At 58.2% G+C, this 19,818-nt stretch carries 17 protein-coding genes and 1 pseudogene; all 18 read left to right on the top strand.

All coding sequences use genetic code 11. The annotated features are described in order from the left end of the window. Positions 1–237: pseudogene (locus tag RI563_RS04310) on the top strand (NUDIX hydrolase); the annotation flags it as partial. 118 nt (positions 238–355) lie between these two features. Further along, on the top strand, positions 356–1,453 hold the full coding sequence (mnmA, locus tag RI563_RS04305) for a tRNA 2-thiouridine(34) synthase MnmA (protein WP_310693117.1): 1,098 nt from the start codon (positions 356–358) through the stop codon (positions 1,451–1,453). Beyond that, on the top strand, positions 1,450–2,067 hold the full coding sequence (hflD, locus tag RI563_RS04300; protein ID WP_310693116.1) for a high frequency lysogenization protein HflD: 618 nt from the start codon (positions 1,450–1,452) through the stop codon (positions 2,065–2,067). The genes mnmA and hflD overlap by 4 nt, the downstream gene beginning before the upstream one ends. 1,419 nt (positions 2,068–3,486) lie before the next feature. Then, positions 3,487–6,150: an aconitate hydratase AcnA gene (gene acnA, locus RI563_RS04295; RefSeq protein ID WP_310693115.1), complete on the top strand. Its 2,664-nt coding sequence runs from the start codon at positions 3,487–3,489 to the stop codon at positions 6,148–6,150. A gap of 145 nt (positions 6,151–6,295) precedes the next feature. Next, positions 6,296–6,499, top strand: coding sequence for a hypothetical protein (locus RI563_RS04290; RefSeq protein WP_310693114.1), 204 nt, complete (start codon positions 6,296–6,298; stop codon positions 6,497–6,499). 413 nt (positions 6,500–6,912) lie between these two features. Then, on the top strand, positions 6,913–8,280 hold the full coding sequence (purB, locus tag RI563_RS04285) for an adenylosuccinate lyase (protein ID WP_310693113.1): 1,368 nt from the start codon (positions 6,913–6,915) through the stop codon (positions 8,278–8,280). Between the two features lie 5 nt (positions 8,281–8,285). After that, positions 8,286–9,455, top strand: a complete 1,170-nt coding sequence (locus RI563_RS04280; protein WP_310693112.1) for a cupin domain-containing protein — start codon at positions 8,286–8,288, stop codon at positions 9,453–9,455. Further along, positions 9,442–9,882, top strand: a complete 441-nt coding sequence (locus RI563_RS04275) for a GNAT family N-acetyltransferase (protein WP_317622856.1) — start codon at positions 9,442–9,444, stop codon at positions 9,880–9,882. Before RI563_RS04280 ends, RI563_RS04275 begins: the two co-directional genes overlap by 14 nt. A 9-nt stretch (positions 9,883–9,891) precedes the next feature. After that, a complete protein-coding gene (locus RI563_RS04270) occupies positions 9,892–10,422 on the top strand; it encodes a hypothetical protein (protein ID WP_310693111.1) in 531 nt (176 codons plus the stop codon). Positions 10,423–10,571: 149 nt separating this feature from the next. After that, the gene (locus tag RI563_RS04265; protein ID WP_310693110.1) at positions 10,572–11,444 is read left to right on the top strand and encodes a hypothetical protein; all 873 of its coding nucleotides are present in this window, start codon (positions 10,572–10,574) and stop codon (positions 11,442–11,444) included. A 16-nt stretch (positions 11,445–11,460) separates the two neighbouring features. After that, positions 11,461–13,323 (top strand): M61 family metallopeptidase, encoded by a 1,863-nt coding sequence (locus tag RI563_RS04260; protein ID WP_310693109.1) that lies wholly within the window; start codon positions 11,461–11,463, stop codon positions 13,321–13,323. A 19-nt stretch (positions 13,324–13,342) separates the two neighbouring features. Then, positions 13,343–13,717 carry a hypothetical protein gene (locus RI563_RS04255; RefSeq protein ID WP_310693108.1) on the top strand — a complete coding sequence of 125 codons (375 nt, stop codon included), beginning with the start codon at positions 13,343–13,345 and terminating at the stop codon, positions 13,715–13,717. A gap of 106 nt (positions 13,718–13,823) precedes the next feature. After that, on the top strand, positions 13,824–16,637 hold the full coding sequence (locus RI563_RS04250) for a monovalent cation/H+ antiporter subunit A (protein WP_310693107.1): 2,814 nt from the start codon (positions 13,824–13,826) through the stop codon (positions 16,635–16,637). Continuing rightward, positions 16,637–16,963, top strand: a complete 327-nt coding sequence (locus tag RI563_RS04245; protein ID WP_310693106.1) for a Na+/H+ antiporter subunit C — start codon at positions 16,637–16,639, stop codon at positions 16,961–16,963. Before RI563_RS04250 ends, RI563_RS04245 begins: the two co-directional genes overlap by 1 nt. Continuing rightward, positions 16,960–18,465: a monovalent cation/H+ antiporter subunit D gene (locus RI563_RS04240; RefSeq protein WP_310693105.1), complete on the top strand. Its 1,506-nt coding sequence runs from the start codon at positions 16,960–16,962 to the stop codon at positions 18,463–18,465. Before RI563_RS04245 ends, RI563_RS04240 begins: the two co-directional genes overlap by 4 nt. After that, positions 18,462–18,953: a Na+/H+ antiporter subunit E gene (locus RI563_RS04235; RefSeq protein ID WP_310693104.1), complete on the top strand. Its 492-nt coding sequence runs from the start codon at positions 18,462–18,464 to the stop codon at positions 18,951–18,953. The genes RI563_RS04240 and RI563_RS04235 overlap by 4 nt, the downstream gene beginning before the upstream one ends. After that, on the top strand, positions 18,950–19,219 hold the full coding sequence (locus RI563_RS04230) for a K+/H+ antiporter subunit F (protein ID WP_310693103.1): 270 nt from the start codon (positions 18,950–18,952) through the stop codon (positions 19,217–19,219). The genes RI563_RS04235 and RI563_RS04230 overlap by 4 nt, the downstream gene beginning before the upstream one ends. 5 nt (positions 19,220–19,224) lie before the next feature. Further along, positions 19,225–19,551: a Na+/H+ antiporter subunit G gene (locus tag RI563_RS04225; protein WP_310693102.1), complete on the top strand. Its 327-nt coding sequence runs from the start codon at positions 19,225–19,227 to the stop codon at positions 19,549–19,551. Positions 19,552–19,818: the final 267 nt, after the last annotated feature.

Here is a 19,818-nt window from a genome sequence, read left to right as displayed (position 1 = left end):
CGCTGGCAGCATCCTGACAACGGTATTACCTTTGTGCGCCATACTTTTTGCGGTACCGTCGGCGAACCTGATGCCGACCTTGAGCTCGACGAAGGCATCCTGCGTGCGCTCTGGCTGACACCGGAAGAATTGCAGGCTCAGCCTGAACGACTGCGCAGCCCGCTGGTCATGCAAAGCATCGAGGATTATCTGAGCGGACAGCGCTACCCTCTCAAACTGTATCGAGATATTCCATAGAGCAAATATTTACTTTGCGTGCTTTGCGCCTCTGCGAGAGTTATTGCTTTGATTCATTTGTCTCTCGCCAAGACGCCAAGACGCAGAAAAAGATTACAGATAAACAAAACAACCTGATATGACTAAACTGAATATCATCGTGGGCATGTCCGGCGGGGTCGATTCGTCGGTGGCGGCACTGTTGCTCAAGCAGCAGGGCCATGCCGTGCGCGGGGTGTTCATGAAAAACTGGGAAGGCGATGATGTTGATGATCACTGCGCCGCCGAGGAGGACCTCAAGGATGCCCGACAGGTCTGCGAGGCCCTGAACATTCCGCTGCAGGGGGTCAATTTCGCCGACCAGTACTGGGATCGGGTGTTCAGCTATTTTCTGCAGGAATACCGTGCCGGGCGCACCCCCAACCCGGATATTCTCTGTAACCGGGAGATCAAGTTCCGTGCCTTTCTCGATTACGCCCTTGCCCAGGGAGCCGAAAAAATTGCCACCGGTCACTATGCCCGTATCCGCGAGCAGGACGGTCGCTATCAACTATTGCGTGGCAAGGACCACAACAAGGATCAGAGTTACTTTTTATATACCCTGAACCAGGAGCAGCTGGCCAGAAGCCTGTTTCCGATCGGTGAACTGGATAAATCCGCCGTTCGCCAACTGGCCCGGCAACAGGCACTGGTCACATTTGACAAGAAAGACAGCACCGGCATCTGCTTTATTGGCGAACGGAATTTCCGCGCTTTTCTCAAACACTACCTGCCCGCCCAACCCGGCGAGATTCAAACGCCCGACGGCGAACGACTCGGCCGGCATGAAGGACTGATGTATTATACCCTGGGGCAACGCCAGGGCCTGGGTATCGGCGGGGTCAGGGGACACGAAGGGGCGACCTGGTACGTTGCCGACAAGGATCTGGAGAACAACATTCTGATCGTCGTCGATGGCCATGATCATCCCCTGCTCCATAGCCGCCAACTGAGCGCCGGCGATCTGCACTGGATCAGTGGTGAATCGCCCACCGCTCCGTTTCGTTGCACGGCCCGAACCCGCTATCGCCAGGCCGATACAGCCTGTACCATCGACGCCTTGCCCAACGGCACCTGCGAGGTCACTTTCGATGATCCCCAATGGGCCATTACCCCGGGACAGTCGATCGTCTTTTATCAGGATGAGGCCTGCCTGGGTGGCGGCATTATCCAGAATTACCAGCGGAGTACTTCATGAACCGGACAGAAGAACAGGTCCTGGCCCTGGCGGCCGTCTTTCAGGCCGCCCAGCTGGTGCACAACATCGCGTCCAGCGGACGTTACGATGAAGATGATCTGCGTCTTTGCCTGCAAGGTATCATGAATACCGATCCCGATTCTGTGCAGGACGTATTTGGCCCGCCCGACACCCTGCGCACGGGTTTACAGGCCCTGGTGAATCAACTGGGAACGACGGCAAATCAGCGCCAGGTCGAGATAGCCCGCTACGTCATTGCCATGTTGCACCTGCAGGGCAAGCTGAATAAAAACCCGGCCATGCTGGAGCAGATCGCCAACGGCATCGAACGGGTGCGTGCCCAGCTGGAACATTATGATCTGACCCACACCAACGTGCTGGCCAATCTGGCCGGCATTTACAGCGATACCATCAGCAGCCTCACGCCGAAGATCATGGTCAACGGCGAAGAGCGATACCTCTCCAACCCCGACCACGTCAGCCGTATCCGTGCCCTGCTGCTGGCCGGCATCCGCGCCGGCGTCCTCTGGCGCCAGCTCGGAGGCCGCCGCTGGCAGATCCTGTTCAAACGCAAACGCCTGATCGACACTGCCCAGCAGCTGCTTGCCAAATAGTTAAGCCCTGGAAGTTAACGCGGAGGACGCGGAGTCGCAGAGGCGCGGAGAAAACAAAATCAATTCTTTAAAACAGATATATTTTTTGCTGAACTTGATTAACGCACCAATTTCAAGCAAACAATACTAAACCTCTGCCCGTCTATGCGGACTCCGTGTTTTCTTTCCCGTCCCTGAAAAAAGCCCGGTTTATTCCAGATCGTCACCGCCCAGCAGTTGCTTGCCAAATAGTTAAGCCCTGGAAGTTAACGCGGAGGACGCGGGGTCGCAGTGGCGCGGAGAAAACAAAATCAATTCTTTAAAACAGATATATTTTTTGCTGAACTTGATTAACGCACCAATTTCAAGCAAACAATACTAAACCTCTGCCCGTCTATGCGGACTCCGTGTTTTCTTTCCCGTCCCTGAAAAAAGCCCGGTTTATTCCAGATCGTCACCGCCCAGCAGTTGCTTGCCAAATAGTTAAGCACTGGAAGTTAACGCGGAGGACGCGGAGTCGCAGAGGCGCGGAGAAAATAAATTTACTTCATCGAACAACCTACTTTACTGAACCTGATTGATGATGCTGACTCTGAACAGGGTTAGATAGACTATAAGGAAACCCCTGTCACTGTTCCGGTAACAAATAACTTACATAAAATAATTTGCATAATTAAACCTCTGCGCCTCCGCGTCTCCGCGAACTCCGCGTTTTCTTTCCCGCCCCTGAAAAGAGCCCGGTTTATTCCAGATCGACACGGCCCGGCAGTTGCTTCGTCAGTAGTGAGTCTCTAGGAATTAACGCAGAGAACGCGGAGTCGCAGAGGCGCGGAGAAAATAAATTTACTTCATCGAACAACCTACTTTACTGAACCTGATTGATGATGCTGACTCTGAACAGGGTTAGATAGACTATAAGGAAACCCCTGTCACTGTTCCGGTAACAAATAACTTACATAAAATAATTTGCATAATTAAACCTCTGCGCCTCCGCGTCTCCGCGAACTCCGCGTTTTCTTTCCCGCCCCTGAAAAGAGCCCGGTTTATTCCAGATCGACACGGCCCGGCAGTTGCTTCGTCAGTAGTGAGTCTCTAGGAATTAACGCAGAGAACGCGGAGGCGCAGAGGCGCGGAGAAAGTAAGTTTACTTCATCGGACAGACCTACTTTACTGAGCCTGATTGATGACATTCACCCGGAACAGGGTTAGGTGAGCAATTATAAGGAAATCCCGCCATTACTCCGGTTTCGACAACGAATAACTTACATATAATAATTGATACAATTAAACCTCTGCGCCTCCGCGACTCCGCGGACTCTGCGTTTTCTTTCCCGCCCCTGAAAAGAGCCCCGTTTGTTTCAGTGCCGGAGGCTTTAGCGTATAATCGGGATAGAACAAATCACCGGCAAAATCATCGGTTTATCTGAAGGAGCCTGTTTCATGAGCAACAGTTTCAACGCCCGCGCCACGCTCTGCGTCAATGGCCAGGATCACGAAATCTACCGCCTGGATGCGGTCGAGGGTGCCGAACGGCTGCCCTATTCGCTGAAGATTTTGCTGGAGAACCTGTTGCGCCATGAGGATGGCAAGGTGGTCAGTGCCGATGATATCAAGGCGATGGCCAGCTGGGATCCGCAGGCCGAGCCCTGCCAGGAAATCGCCTATACTCCGGCCCGGGTGCTGATGCAGGACTTCACCGGTGTGCCGGCGGTGGTCGATCTGGCGGCGATGCGTGATGCCATGCAGAAACTGGGCGGGGATCCCGAGCGTATCAATCCGTTGCAGCCGGCCGAGCTGGTCATCGACCACTCGGTACAGATCGACAGTTTCGGGAACAAGGATTCCATGCGTCTCAATGCCGAGCTGGAATACAGCCGCAACCAGGAGCGTTACAGCTTTCTCAAGTGGGGCCAGAAGGCCTTCTCCAATTTCAAGGTAGTCCCGCCGGACACCGGTATCGTGCATCAGGTCAATCTCGAATACCTGGCCCGGGTCGTTTTCTCGCGCGAGAACAACGGCGTACTGCAGGCCTATCCCGATACCCTGGTCGGCACCGACTCCCATACCACCATGATCAACGGCCTGGGTGTGCTGGGCTGGGGCGTGGGCGGGATCGAGGCCGAGGCCGCCATGCTCGGCCAGCCGGTCTCCATGCTGATTCCACAAGTGGTCGGCTTCAAACTCACCGGCGCCCTGCCCGAAGGCGCCACGGCCACCGATCTGGTACTGACCGTGGTCGAGATGCTGCGTCAGCACGGCGTGGTGGGCAAGTTTGTCGAATTCTTCGGCGAGGGACTCGAGCACCTGTCACTGGCCGATCGCGCCACCATTGCCAACATGGCCCCGGAATACGGTGCCACCTGCGGGATTTTCCCCATCGATGCTGAAACCCTGACCTATCTGCGACTGACCGGCCGTGATGCCGGGCAGATCGATCTGGTGGAGGCCTATGCCCGCGAACAGGGCCTGTTCCATGAACCCGGCCAGCCCGACGCCGTCTACAGCAGCGTGGTGGAACTGGATATCTCCACGGTCGTTCCCAGCCTGGCCGGTCCGAAACGGCCGCAGGATCGGGTCGCACTCTCCGACAGCAAGCGCGAATTCGAAACCGCGCTCCAGGCCCTCAAGGAAGAGCGCCATACCCAAAGCAAGCCGGTCACTGCGCATATCGATGGGGAGAAAGTGCCCATGCAGGATGGTAATGTGGTCATCGCCTCGATCACCTCCTGCACCAACACCTCCAACCCCTCGGTGATGATCGCTGCCGGCCTGGTGGCACGCAAGGCACACGCACGCGGGCTCAAGGTCAAACCCTGGGTCAAGACCTCCCTGGCGCCGGGCTCGCGGGTGGTCACCGAGTACCTGCAGCAGGCCGAGCTGATGGACGATCTCGAATCGCTCGGTTTTCACGTGGTCGGCTACGGCTGCGCCACCTGCATCGGTAACTCCGGTCCCCTGCCCGAACCGGTCTCCAAGGCCATCGCCGAAGGCGATCTCTCGGTCTGTTCCGTGCTCTCCGGCAACCGTAACTTCGAAGGCCGGGTACATGCCGAGGTCCGCATGAATTACCTGGCCTCGCCGCCGCTGGTGGTGGTCTACGCCCTGGCCGGGCGCATGGATATCGACGTGTATAACGAGCCGCTGGGCCAGGACGCCAACGGCAATGATGTTTTCCTCAAGGATGTCTGGCCCAGCCAGAAAGAAATCCAGGAATTAATCCTCAACAGCGTCAACAGCGAGGAGTTCTCCAGCTCCTACAAGGATGTGTATAACGGGGAAGAAGCCTGGCGCGATCTCAGCTCGCCCGAAGGCCAGCTGTTCGACTGGCAGGACGATTCGACCTATATCCAGAACCCGCCCTACTTCGAGGGCATGAGTCGTGATCTGGCCCCCATCGGAGATATCGAGGGCGCCCGGGTACTGGCCCTGCTGGGCGATTCGGTCACCACCGATCACATCTCGCCGGCCGGGGCCATCAAGGCCGACAGTCCGGCCGGCCAGTATCTGCAATCCAAGGGCGTGGCACCCGGCGACTTCAACTCGCTCGGCTCGCGGCGCGGCAATCACGAGGTGATGATGCGCGGTACCTTTGCCAATATTCGCCTGCGTAACCAGCTGGCCCCGGGCACCGAAGGCGGCGTGACCCGCCACCTGCCCGACGGCGAGGCCATGAGCATCTATGCGGCGGCGATGCAGTATCACGACGAACAGGTACCGCTGATCGTCATCGCCGGCAAGGAATACGGCTCCGGCTCCTCCCGTGACTGGGCCGCCAAGGGGCCACGTCTGCTGGGCGTGCGCGCCGTCATCGCCGAAAGCTACGAGCGCATCCATCGCTCCAACCTGGTTGGCATGGGCGTTCTGCCGTTGCAGTTCAAGGAGGGTGACACCCCGCAATCGCTGGGACTGACCGGCGAGGAAGAGTACACCATCTCCGGTCTGGGTGACGGTTCTGCGCGGCACGTTGAGGTCATTGCCCGCGATCCCGTACAGGGCAAAAGCCTGATGTTTACCGCCATCGTCCGCATCGATACCCCGCAGGAGGTCGAATACTACCGCCACGGCGGGATCCTCCATTACGTGCTGCGCCAGCTGGCGGCCTGAGCCGATAAACTGCCACTTTCATTGTCGCCCCGGCCCGGTTGAAACCGGACCGGGGCGTCTACAGGTCCACATTAAAGCCCCGGCCAAACAGGCCGACAAGATCCATACAGGGCTATATAGGTACAACCAACCATCAATGTGGAGAGTGAGTGTCGTGAAAGACGTGGAATACGGACCCCGCATCGGTTCCCATCTGGGTAAACCGATTTACAAGACCATCGAACACAACGGCTATCATTACGAATACGATCGGCTGGCGTGGTGTGACGAGGAAGGCTGTCCCTTGGACCAGCTGGCCGCCAACGAGGTGCTGTTCAAACCGGGCCTGATTTACCGCCTGACGGGTTAAGCGTACCTTAACCACAGAGGACTCAATCGAAACCTCCGGACTGGCTATTCAATCCCGCGTTTTTCAGTGCCAGTCGGTGGGTTCGGTGGTGATACCTGTCCAGGTTCGCTCTACAATCGTTAAGGTAAAACTTTATCTCTCGCCAAGACGCTACGTCGCAAAGAAATCTGATTTCGCTCACTTCTCGGCGCACTTTGCGTCTCTGCGAGAGGATTATGGCCGGACATCGTCTCGAGGCCATCCTCTCCCTGACATCGGCCCTCCGGGATTAGCGGAACCTCCCGGCAACGGTTCCCTGCGTTGCTCCGCCTCCTGCATCCCGACAGTCGTGAGGTAAACCATACTGACAGCGGACAGTTCCCGCCAAATCGTGTAAAATTACGGTCTGTTTCAAGAGCCTCACAGGAGCCCGAATGGAGCTGACCAGCCTGACTGCCGTTTCCCCGATCGACGGTCGATATTCCAGCAAAACCCAGGACTTGCAGCCGATCTTCAGTGAATACGGCCTGATTCGCCATCGGGTGCTGGTGGAGGTACGCTGGTTACAGCAACTGGCGGCCAGCGAGGCGATTGCCGAGGTTCCCGCCTTCTCCGATCACGCCCGCAAGATCCTCGAGGGCATTATCGATGACTTTAGTGTCGAGGATGCACAACGGGTCAAGAATATCGAGAAAACCACCAACCACGACGTCAAGGCGGTGGAATATTTCCTCAAGGAAAAGATCGCCGGCAATGCGGAGCTGGAAGCGGTCAGTGAATTTATCCATTTCGCCTGTACCTCGGAAGACATTAATAATCTGGCCTATGCCCTGATGCTGCGCGAAGCGCGCAATCAGGTCCTGCTGCCGCAACTGGATGAAGTGATCGAGACCTGTCGCGAACTGGCGCACCGCTTTGCCGCGATCCCCATGCTCTCGCACACCCACGGCCAGCCGGCTTCACCGACGACAGTGGGCAAGGAACTGGCCAATGTTGTGGCCCGGCTCCAGCGCCAGCGCCAGCAAATCGCGGCCGTTCCCATGCTGGGCAAGATCAATGGCGCGGTGGGCAACTACAACGCGCATCTGGCGGCCTATCCGGAAGTCGACTGGCCGGCATTTGCCAAAGCCTTTGTGACCTCGCTGGATCTGGACTGGAATCCCTACACCATTCAGATTGAGCCGCACGACTATATCGCCGAGTTCTTCGATGCCGTTGCCCGGTTCAACACTATTCTGCTCGATCTGGATCGCGATATCTGGGCCTATATCTCCATGGGCTTTTTCAAGCAGAAGACCGTCGCCGGTGAAGTGGGCTCGTCCACCATGCCGCACAAGGTGAACCCGATCGATTTTGAAAACTCCGAAGGTAACATCGGCATTGCCAATGCCCTGTTCAATCACCTCGGAGCCAAGTTGCCGGTCTCCCGGCTGCAACGGGATTTGACCGACTCGACCGTGCTGCGCAACCTGGGGGTCGGTATCGCCCATTCGTTAATTGCCTATCAATCAAGCCTGCGCGGTCTGGGCAAACTGGAAGTCAATGATGCCCGTCTCCAGCAAATTCTGGACGACAACTGGGAAGTGCTGGCCGAGGCGATTCAGACCGTCATGCGTCGCTACAATATCGAAAAGCCCTATGAGAAACTCAAGGAACTGACTCGCGGTCAGCGTATCACCGCCGAGGGCATGCGCGAGTTTATCCAGCGCCTGGAGATTCCCGAACACGCCAAGCAACCGTTGCTCGAGATGACCCCGGCCAGCTACATCGGTAACGCGGTCGACCAGGCCAACGGCATCTGATCGGCATGGCCGCACGCGCTCCGCTCGGCCAACTCTCCCCTGCCGGTTTTTTACAGGATTACTGGCAACAACAACCGTTACTCATCCGACAGGCACTGGATCCGACGACATTCAGCCTGTCTCCTGATGAACTGGCCGGACTGGCCTGCGAGACCGATATCGAATCCCGCCTGATACTGGAAAAAGACGGGCCGCAGCCGTGGTACCTGGAAAACGGGCCATTCGATGCCGAACGTTTTGCCAGCCTGCCCGACTCACACTGGACCCTGCTGGTGCAGGATGTCGATAAATACATTCCCCAGATCGCCGAGCTGCTGCATCAGTTCCGGTTTATTCCCGACTGGCGCATCGATGATGTGATGATCAGTTACGCCACCAATCACGGTTCGGTCGGTCCCCACGTCGATAATTACGACGTATTTCTGCTGCAAACGCACGGCCGGCGTCGCTGGCGAATCAACACGCAGCCGGTCGCGGATGATAATTTCATTCCGGATATTGCTCTGCATATTCTCAAACAGTTCGACGGCGAACAGGAGTGGCTACTCGAACCCGGTGACATGCTGTACCTGCCACCGGGTGTCGCCCACCATGGCATCGCCGAGGGCGAATGCATGACAATGTCCGTCGGCTTTCGTGCCCCCTCTTATGCCCAGTTAATCGGCAGTTACGCCGATGACTATGTGGAATCCCAGCAAAGCCACCGGTTTTATACCGACCCCGGCCGTGACCTGCCCGATCACCCGGCCCACCTCGACAGCCGATCGCTGGCCGAGTTGCGGGCAATCCTGCGCCTGGAATCGATACCGGATACCCGGCTGAATGAGTGGCTGGGCTGTTTTTTGACCGAAGCCAAACAACATGATGCCGTACTGCCACTGGAGACCCCTCTATCGCCCGATACGATCAAGCAGACGCTCTCACAGCAACCGGTACTGGTCCGCAATCCCTGGGCGCGTTTGATTTACACACAACAAGAGAATCAATTGAATCTGTTTGCCGCCGGTCACCTTTTGCGACTCGACCCGACACTGCTCGACCCGGTGCGCTGGATATGCGATCACGATGTCTATGCGCTGGACAACGTCACACAATGGCAGCAAGACACGGCATTTATCCAACTGCTCACGGATCTGATCAATGCCGGTGTGATACTCATCGATGAAACCGACTGACTGGATGATCGAGACCGTAAGGTTTGACGAGGCCCGGGAGGCCATCGAATCGATCCGCCGGCACGTGTTTATCGAGGAGCAACAGGTCCCGGAAGAACTTGAATGGGACGGACTGGATGAACAGGCTACCCATCTGCTGGCCTGTGTCGACGAGATGCCCGTGGCCACGGCCCGAATACTGCCTGACGGCCATATCGGTCGCATGGCCGTACTTCCAGACTGGCGTCAGCACGGGATTGGCATGGCCCTGTTGACACGCCTGCTGATCCTCGCCCGTGAACGGGCACTAAAGCAGGTCTTTTTAAATGCCCAGCTGCCGGCCATGGATTTTTATGCCAAAGCCGGTTTTAACGAAACAGGCAGCACCTTCATGGATGCCGGGATCCCGCACAAGAGAATGGTTCTGGAATTGGATCAGATCGACTAGAATTCAGACATGGCTGACATAGACAATACCCCGACACTGAGCCGGGCGGATATCGGCGAGGAAACCGGTAAACTGACGATTAACGATCGCCAGGAGAATTACCAGGCCCTGCTGAATATGATCGACAAGGGCCGGCGCTCATTGCATATCTACAGCCGTTATCTGGATGGCAAGCTCTACGACCGCCAGGAGTTCAACAGTGCCGTACGCCGCCTCGCCAGCCGGCATCCCCAGTCGCAGGTTCGTATTCTGCTGCGCGACATCGAGCCCCTGGTCAAACATGGCCATCGCTTGATTGAACTGTCCCGTCATCTCAGCAGCTCGATGGAAATCCGGGTCATTCACAAGGATTACGCCGAAGACAACGAAAGTTTTTTTATTGTGGATCAGCGCGCCGTCCTGCATCGCAAACTCGCCGATCGCTATGAAGGCATCGTCAATTACAACGATCCCAAACTGGCCCACTATCTGCTACACCACTTTAACGAAGTCTGGGAACACAGCCAGGTTCCGACCGATGCCCGACGGCTCTATTTATAATCGGGTAAGAATGCCACCGATGACACCGACACTAACACCGAAAACACGGAATACCGGTTACCCGGGCCCGGCAATCCACGGGGCAATTCAGTGTCTTCGATGTTTTCAGTGGTTTTATTAACCGTACCCACGATGGAAGATGCTCTAAAATGCGCCAGTTGATATTCCGTCCCCTGCTTTATATTGCTTTCGCCCTGATGGCCTTATCGCCGGTTCTGGCCGCCGATATGGAACTGGAGGTGATCGATTTGCGCCACCGGCCGGCCGATGAGATCGTGCCACTGGTCAAACCGTTTGTGGTCGATGGCGGCAGCGTCACCGGCAAGGATTACCGGCTGATCATTCGTTCCACCGGCAAGAATATTGACGAGATCAAATCGCTGCTGACGGAACTGGATACGGCCCTGCGTGAACTGACCGTGTATGTGTCAACCGATGCCGAAGCCATCAGGACCGAACAGTCGATCGCCGTGCAGGGCCGCATCGGCAACGATTCGATTGAAGTTCGCGGTGGTTCTTCCGGTGAAGAGCAGAGCATTGTGATCGACAGTGGCAAACAGGTTGAAGGGGGCGCCAGTGGCGGTGGACGGGTCCACAGCACGCGTTCCCGCAGCCGGGAACCGGCGGCACAGACCATTCGCGTACAGGAAGGTCAGTGGGCTACCATCCGCACCGGTCAGGCGGTACCGATTACCGAACAGACCACCAATCCGGACGGCACCGTTACCCGCAGCACCCGTTATCAGAATGTGACCAGTGGTTTTCAGATCCGTCCGCAACTCAACGGTGAGCAGGTCCAGCTCTATATTCGCCCGCAGCGGGCCTCGGTCAGTGAATCCGGTGGCGGGCGAATCAACCTCAGTGGCATGGAAACCACGATCCGCACCCGCCTGGGTGAATGGGTTGAACTGGGTGGCAGTCTGGAAACACTGCGCAGCCAGCAAAACAGTATTACCCGCTCCACCCGTCGCGAGGAAGCACAACGGCAGCGGGTTTTTGTTAAAATCGAACTCCAGCCGTAATTCGTTCGAGGTTGTTGTGAATCAGAGTTCCCCTGTCCGCTACACGGTCTATCCGATCTCCCCGGAAGCCCACCTGTTTCGTGTGCAATGCACCATTGAACAACCGGATCCGACCGGCCAGCGCCTGAGCATGCCCGGCTGGATTCCCGGCAGTTACATGATTCGGGACTTTGCCAGAAATGTTGTCTGGCTGCGGGCAAACGACGAGCAGGGCCATCCGCTTGCCGTGGTCAAACTTGACAAGGCGACCTGGGAAGTGGCCGCCTGCGACACGCCCCTGTATATAGAATATGAAGTGTATGCCTGGGATCTGTCGGTACGCGGCGCCCATCTGGATACCAATCATGCCTATTTTAATGGCACCACGGTTTTTATCGCTGTCGAAGGCCAGACCGAACAACCCTGCCAGGTGACACTCCAGCGTCCCGAAGGAGAAACCTATCAAAACTGGCGTGTCGCCACGACCCTGCCGCGCAGGGAAGCCGCGCTGTACGACTTTGGCAGCTACGAGGCGGCCGACTACGATGAGTTGATCGATCACCCGGTCGAGATGGGCCGTTTTGATCTCGCCAGTTTTGAGGTGGCCGGGGTACCGCACGATATCGCGATCACCGGTAAACATCGCGCCGATCTGCCCCGCCTGTGCCGGGATCTGGAAAAGATCTGCGCCACCCATGTGACCATGTTTGGCGAATTACCGGAGATGGAACGTTATCTGTTTATGGTAACGGCTGTCGGCGAAGGCTACGGCGGTCTGGAACATCGCAGTTCCACCAGTCTGCTGTGCAGTCGCAACGATCTGCCCTTACCCGGCCAGGAGACGATCACCGATAACTATCGCAACTTCCTCGGCCTGTGCAGCCACGAATACTTTCATCTGTGGAACGTCAAACGGATCAAGCCGGCGGCGTTCATGCCCTATGATCTGAGCCGCGAAACGCCGACCCGTCAGTTATGGGCCTTCGAAGGCATTACCTCCTATTACGACGAACTGGCCCTGGTGCGCAGCGGCGTCATCAATACCGAAAGTTATCTGCAATTGCTCGGACAAACCGCCACCCGGGTCTGGCGCGGCGCCGGACGTTTCAAACAGAGTGTGGCCGAAAGCAGCTTTGATGCCTGGAGCAAATTCTACAAACAGGATGAAAGCGCGCCGAACAATATCGTCAGCTACTATACCAAGGGCGCCCTGATCGCCCTGGCACTGGATCTGACCCTGCGCCAGACGACCGACGATGCCCGATCCCTGGATGATCTGATGCGCCGACTCTGGCAGGACTACGGCAAACCGGGAATCGGTGTCCCCGAAGGCGAGATAGAACGTCTGGCCGGGGAAATCGCCGGAACCGATCTGAGTGACTTCTTTGCCCGCTATGTGCACGGTACCGAGGATCCGCCTCTGCAGTCCCTGCTGGAACAAACCGGCATCGATTTTTGCCTGCGTCCCGCGCGCAGTATCGATGACAAGGGAGGCAGCACCGATGAACAATTGTCCGAACAACGCCCGCCCGTCTGGCTCGGGGCGCGCGTGGCCAATGATTCGGTGGGGGCGCGTCTGACCCAGGTGTTCGATAACGGCCCTGCACAAAAAGCCGGTCTGTCGGCGGGCGATATGATCATCGCCTGTGATCAGATCAAGGTCGGCAAAAACAATCTGGAAACGCTGCTGGGCGACTACCCTGCCGGTTCATACGTGACGTTGCACGCCTTTCGCCGCGATGAATTGTTTGAAACCCGGCTGACACTGGAACCTGCACCGGCGGATACGGTCTATTTGACTATCAAGGCCCAGTCGACCACCCGACAATCACTGGCCCGCGAACGCTGGCTGGGGCAGAATCGTGAGACCCAAACCGCCAGAGCGGCCGTTAATCACTGAACAATAACAACATTCGCCCATGCAACCGACTTACGATCCATACCGGGATCCGCTGGACAACCTGATCAAGCTGACCCATATCGTCTATCTCCTGCAGGCATTGACCTATGTCACCGCCATCACCTATGTCATTGCCGTCATTATCAACTATGTGAAACTGGATGATGTGCGCGGCACATGGCTGGAATCTCACTTTCGCTGGCAGATACGCACCTTCTGGATCAGCCTGGTCGGCCTGATTATCGGTACCCTCGGGGTGTATATTCTGATCGGCTGGCTGATCCTGGCCGCGACATTTTTCTGGGTCGTTTATCGCATTATCAAAGGCTGGTTGTACCTGTATGAAAAACGACCAATGAACGCCCCGGCAATCTCCCCCCATGCAGGCACCTGAGAGGCGCCTGTGGTATTGTGCAATGCGTTGCGCCACAACAAAAACCGGACAGTTATGTTCAACGGTCTGAAAAACCCGTTGTCTGTAAAAGGATAAAACGCGACCCATGAGTCTGCTGGGACTGGTACTCACAATCTTTGTCGGCAGTGTACTGGCGGCCGGCATCGCCCGCCTCGGACGTCTGCATTCGGCCTGGCTGTCCGGTGTCGTGGTGATCGTCGCCCTGTTCCAGCTGTGGCCCATGATTGCCCCGGTCGCCGATGGCGCCATCATCATCCAGCGTCTGGGCTGGATGCCGGCGATTGGCCTGGATCTGGTCTTTCGTCTCGACGGGCTGGGCCTGCTGTTTGCCCTGCTGATCCTCGGTATTGGTCTGCTGATCATTCTCTATGCCCGTTACTACCTGTCCGAACGGGATTGCATGGGCCGTTTCTACGCCTACCTGCTGCTGTTCATGGGCGCCATGCTCGGCATCGTGCTGTCGGAGAACATCATCCAGTTACTGATCTTCTGGGAGCTGACCAGTCTCTCCTCCTTCCTGCTGATCAGTTACTGGCAGGAGCGCAGCGATGCGCGCAGCGGGGCACGCATGGCCCTGGCGGTCACCGGCGCCGGCGGGCTGGCCATGCTCGGGGGGTTTGTGCTGCTCGGCGAGATCGTCGGCAGTTACGAACTGTCGGTGATTCTCCAGTCCGGGCATATCATTCGGGATCATCCCCAGCATCTGACCGTCCTGATCCTGATCCTGCTCGGCGCCTTTACCAAGTCCGCCCAGTTTCCGTTTCATTTCTGGCTGCCCAATGCCATGTCGGCGCCCACCCCGGTATCGGCCTATCTACACTCGGCGACCATGGTCAAGGCCGGGGTGTTTTTGCTGGCCCGGTTCTTCCCGGCCCTGTCGCAAACGCCCGAATGGTCCTGGCTGGTCGGCGGCGCGGGCCTGGCGACCCTGCTGGTCGGTGCCATCTTTGCGCTGTTCAAGCACGATCTGAAAGGGCTGCTGGCCTATTCGACTATCAGTCACCTGGGACTGATCACCCTGCTGTTCGGCATTGGCACCCCGCTGGCAGCGGTCGCCGGGGTGTTTCACATTATCAATCATGCCATCTTCAAGGCGTCGCTGTTCATGGCCGCCGGAATCATCGATCATGAAACCGGCTCGCGCGATATGCGCCAGCTCAACGGGATGTGGAAATACATGCCACATACGGCCTTGCTGGCCATGGTCGCCGCCGGCGCCATGGCCGGTGTGCCGTTGCTGAACGGCTTTCTCTCCAAGGAAATGTTTTTTGCCGAGGCGGTCAGCGCCTCCACGCATCTGCAACTGGGCTGGTGGTTGCCGGCGCTGGTCACCCTCTCCGGGGTATTCGCCTTCGCCTACTCCTTCCGCTTTATTCACGATGTCTTTTTCAACGGGGAACCGCTCGAACTGCCCAAGACCCCTCACGAGCCGCCGCGCTGGATGAAGGTGCCGGTGGAAATGCTGGTCGCTCTGTGTCTGCTGGTCGGCATCCTGCCGACGCTGACGGTGGAACCGTTGCTGCGTATCGCCGCCCAGGGCGTGCTGCAAACCCCGCTGCCCCATTTCGATCTGGCGATCTGGCATGGCTTCAGCCCGGCATTGTGGATGAGCATCATTGCACTGGTGGGTGGTGGCCTGATCTACAGTGTGCGCCATCCCCTGTTTCGCTTCCACGATCGGGTATTGCTCCCCTATCTGCAGGCCAGCAAGGTCTTTGATTTTGTGCTGGGCACACTGTTCGCCCTGGCCCGTACGGTTACCGGCCTGATCGATATCGGTTCGCTGCAGCGCATGCTGGCCTGGTTTGTCGCCGCCGCCCTGGTACTGGGCATCGCCGGTTTTGTCAGCGGCGGGGCGCCCCTGCGCGGCACGGCCGACAGTCTGCCGCTGGACGGTGTCAGCCTGGTGGCGGCGCTGGTGTTGATCGCCGCGGCCATCGGCACCGTGGTCCTGCATCGCCGGCGACTGATCAGCCTGACCGTCATGGGCGCGGTCGGCCTGATCGTGGCGCTGATTTTCATCAAATTCTCCGCGCCGGATCTGGCCCTCACCCAGTTGTCGGTGGAAATTGTCACCATCGTGCTATTGCTGCTGGCGCTCTATTACCTGCCCCAGCAACAGGCGCCGGAATCGGCCTGGCTGCGCCGGGGCCGCGATCTGGTTCTGGCGGTAACCGCCGGCGGCGGCGCGGGGCTGCTGAGCTGGGCGGTGCTGACCCGCCCGTTAGACAGTATCTCTGACTATTTTCTGGCCAACAGCGTCAGCGGCGGCGGGGGCACCAATGTGGTCAATGTCATCCTGGTCGACTTCCGCGGCTTTGATACGCTGGGTGAAATTACCGTGCTCGCGCTGGCGGCCCTGGGCATTTACGCGATGCTCGAACGGGTGGAACTGACCGGCCCCGACGTGGACCGTTACGGCCGCCCCTGGAACCCGGACGTGCATCCGGCGATCATGGCCTCGCTGACCCGGGTCTTGCTGCCGCTGGCGCTGCTGGTCTCCCTGTTTATTCTGCTGCGCGGTCATAACCTGCCTGGCGGCGGCTTTATCGCCGGCCTGGTCACGGCCGTGGCATTGATTACCCAGTATCTGGCCAACGGCTCACGCTGGACCCGGTCCCGTCTGCCGGCCAACATGCATCCGGTCATCGCCCTCGGCCTGCTGCTGGCCACCCTGACCGGGCTGGGCAGCTGGCTGTTCGGTTATCCGTTTTTGACCTCGACCTTTACCCATGTCCATTGGCCCGTGGTCGGCGATTTCGAACTGGCCTCGGCCATGCTGTTCGACCTGGGGGTCTATCTGACCGTGGTCGGCGCCACCCTGCTGATTCTGATTTTCATCGGGCTGTTGCACAGCAATGATGACAGCGCCAGTCGCCCGCAAGAGGAGGCACACTGATGGAAGCGCTGTTGTCCCTGCTGATTGGCGTGATGACCGCCTGCGGTGTGTATATGCTGCTGCGCGGACGCACCTTCCCGGTCGTCCTCGGGCTGACCCTGCTCTCCTATGCGGTCAACGTCTTCCTGTTTGCCATGGGACGACTGACGATCGGCCGCCCGCCGGTGATCGACGAGGCTGTCAGCCAGTATGCCGATCCCCTGCCCCAGGCGCTGGTACTGACCGCTATTGTCATCAGCTTTGGCATGACCGCCTTTGTCATCGTGCTGGCGCTCAAGGCCCGGGCGGAACTGGGTAACGACCACGTGGACGGAGAGCGCGAATGAATCATCTGGTTATCGCGCCGATTCTCCTGCCGCTTGTGGCCGGCATCGTGCTGTTACTGCTGCGCCGCACTCCGCTGCCCTTTCAACGTGGTCTGAGCCTGATCGCGTTGCTGGCCCAGGTCGGGGTAGCCCTGCACCTGTTGCAGAGCGTGCTGGAGGGGCCGTTGCGGGTCTATGCGCTGGGGAACTGGCAGGCCCCCTTCGGCATCGTGCTGGTGGCCGATCCGCTGGCCGCCTGGATGGTCCTGATCACCGCCCTGCTGGCACTGTTCGCCCTGCTCTATGCCCTGCGCGGTGGCGATCAGGCCGGGCGTCATTTTCATGTGCTGTTTCAACTACAGCTGTTTGGTTTACAGGGCGCGTTTTTGACCGGCGATCTGTTCAACCTGTTCGTCTTTTTCGAAATTCTGCTGCTCGCCTCCTACGGTTTGTTGTTGCACGGCAGTGGCCCGCGCCGCAGTCGCGCCGGTCTGCATTTTGTGGTGCTCAACCTGGCCGGTTCCAGCCTGTTTCTGTTCGCCGTCGGCACGCTTTACGGTACCTTCGGTACGCTCAACATGGCCGACCTGGCGGTACACATCTCACGAGCCAGTGCCGACCAGCAGAGCCTGGCGCGCCTGGCCGGACTGTTGCTGTTCGGCGTCTTTGCGCTCAAGGCGGCAGTGGTGCCGCTGCACCTGTGGCTACCCGCCGCCTATGCCGCCGCCACGGCCCCGGTCGCCGCCCTGTTTGTCATCATGACCAAGGTGGGCGCCTACGGCATCCTGCGTCTGGATGTGCTGCTGTACGGGGATGGGGCGCTATCGGACCTGCTCGATGCCTGGTTGCTGCCGCTGGCGCTGTTAACCCTGGGACTGGGCACGCTGGGCGTCATGGCCAGCACGGAGCTGCGCCGCCAGATTGCCTGGCTGGTAGTCATCTCGGTGGGCACCCTGCTGACCGCATTTGCCCTGGGCGGGGTCAACGGCATCGCAGCCGGGCTCTATTACCTGCCCCATACCACCTTTGCCGGCGCGGCGTTTTTCCTGCTGGCGGACAGCCTGGCCCGGCGCCGGGGCGAGCACGACGATCATTTCGTGCCCCACGCCCGGCTGGCCGATCGGCGCCTGCTCGGCGGGCTCTTCTTTATTGTGGCCATCCTGGTTGCCGGACTGCCGCCCCTTTCGGGCTTTATTGGCAAGTTTCTGATCCTGCGCGCCGCGCTCGACACACCGGACGCCACAGCCTGGGTTCTGGCGATTGTTCTGGGCGGCAGCCTGTTAACCATCGTCGCCCTGGCCCGCTCCGGCAGTCTGATTCTCTATCGTTCACACCCGGCCGAACACGGGACGGCAACCGGCCAGTTATGGCCGGAATTGCTCCCGGCGACCGGGCTGATACTCCTGTGTCTCGGGCTGATGATCGCCGCCGGGCCGATCGACGGCATCACCCGGCTGATCGCCGAACAACTCATGCAGCCAGAGATCTATATTCAGGCTGTACTGGGAGGTACCGGCAGATGATACAACGCTGGCTGCCCCATCCGGTTTTGACCCTGTCGCTGGCGCTGATCTGGATGCTGCTGGTCAACAGCTTCGCGCCCGGTCATCTGTTGCTCGGTCTGTTGTTCGGCTGGGCGATTCCGCTGTTTACCCGCCATTTCTGGCCGGAAGAGGTACGCATTGCCCGACCGCTGGTCCTGCTGCGGTTTATCGTTATTGTGTTATTCGATATTATCATTGCCAACCTGACTGTGGCACGACTGATACTGGGCCGGCCCAAACACCTGCAACCCCGGTTTGTCGAACTGCCACTGGATTTACGCACCGATCTGGCCATCAGCCTGCTGGCCAATACCATCAGCCTGACCCCCGGTACCGTCTCGGCGAAGCTCAGTGAGGATCGGCGTTGTCTGATTGTGCATGCGCTCCACGAAACCGATACCGACGCCATGGTGGCCAAAATCAAGCAACGCTATGAAGCGCCCCTCAAGGAGGTGTTTGAATCATGATTGAAACCGTTATCCCGATTGCGTTTGGTCTGGTTTCCGTCGCCGTTTTGCTGAACCTGTGGCGATTACTGTTCGGACCGGATATGCCGGATCGTATCCTGGCCCTGGACACGCTTTACGTGAACACCATTGCCCTGCTGGTATTGTTTGGCATCTATTCAGCCAGCAATATCTATTTCGAAGCCGCGCTGTTGATCGCCCTGATGGGCTTTGTCGGCACCGTTGCGCTGTGCAAATACCTGCTGCGCGGCGACATCATCGAGTAATTATCATGGCCGAATATATTATTTCCGCATTGATTCTGATCGGCGCCGCTTTTACCTTCATCGGTTCGCTCGGTCTGGCGCGTCTGAAGGATTTCTACACCCGCCTGCACGGCCCCACCAAGGCCACCACCCTGGGCGTCGGCAGCCTGCTGTTTGCCTCAGCCCTCTACTTCAGCAGCGGCGACGAACTCAGCCTGCACGAAATCCTGGTCACCCTGTTTCTGTTCATCACCGCCCCCGTCAGCGCCCACCTGCTCTCCAAAGCCGCCCTGCACCTGCAACTGCGCTCCCTTGCCAAACCGCCCCAAGATAGCAATGAACAGGCGAAATAAAAGATCCACCGCAGAGACGCAGAGTTCGTAAAACAAGTCTGATTTGATCTATGGGTCCGCAAATACACGCAAATTAACGCGAATAAATCATTATCTTATATTTGCGTTAATTCGCGTTTATTAGCGGACTGAATAATATTTCACTTTGCATCCTCCGCTCGCTCGACGACATTGAAATAGTCCAGGCTGAAGAGCTAATCCGGAATAGCAACGAACAGGCGAAATAAAAGATCCACCGCAGAGACGCAGAGTTCGTAAAACAAGTCT

The sequence above is a fragment of the Thiohalophilus sp. genome (assembly GCF_031581315.1).
Lineage (GTDB): Bacteria > Pseudomonadota > Gammaproteobacteria > UBA6429 > Thiohalophilaceae > Thiohalophilus.
The sequence above is the reverse complement of the archived record's forward strand: the minus strand, read 5'-3'. Positions and strand labels throughout refer to the sequence as shown.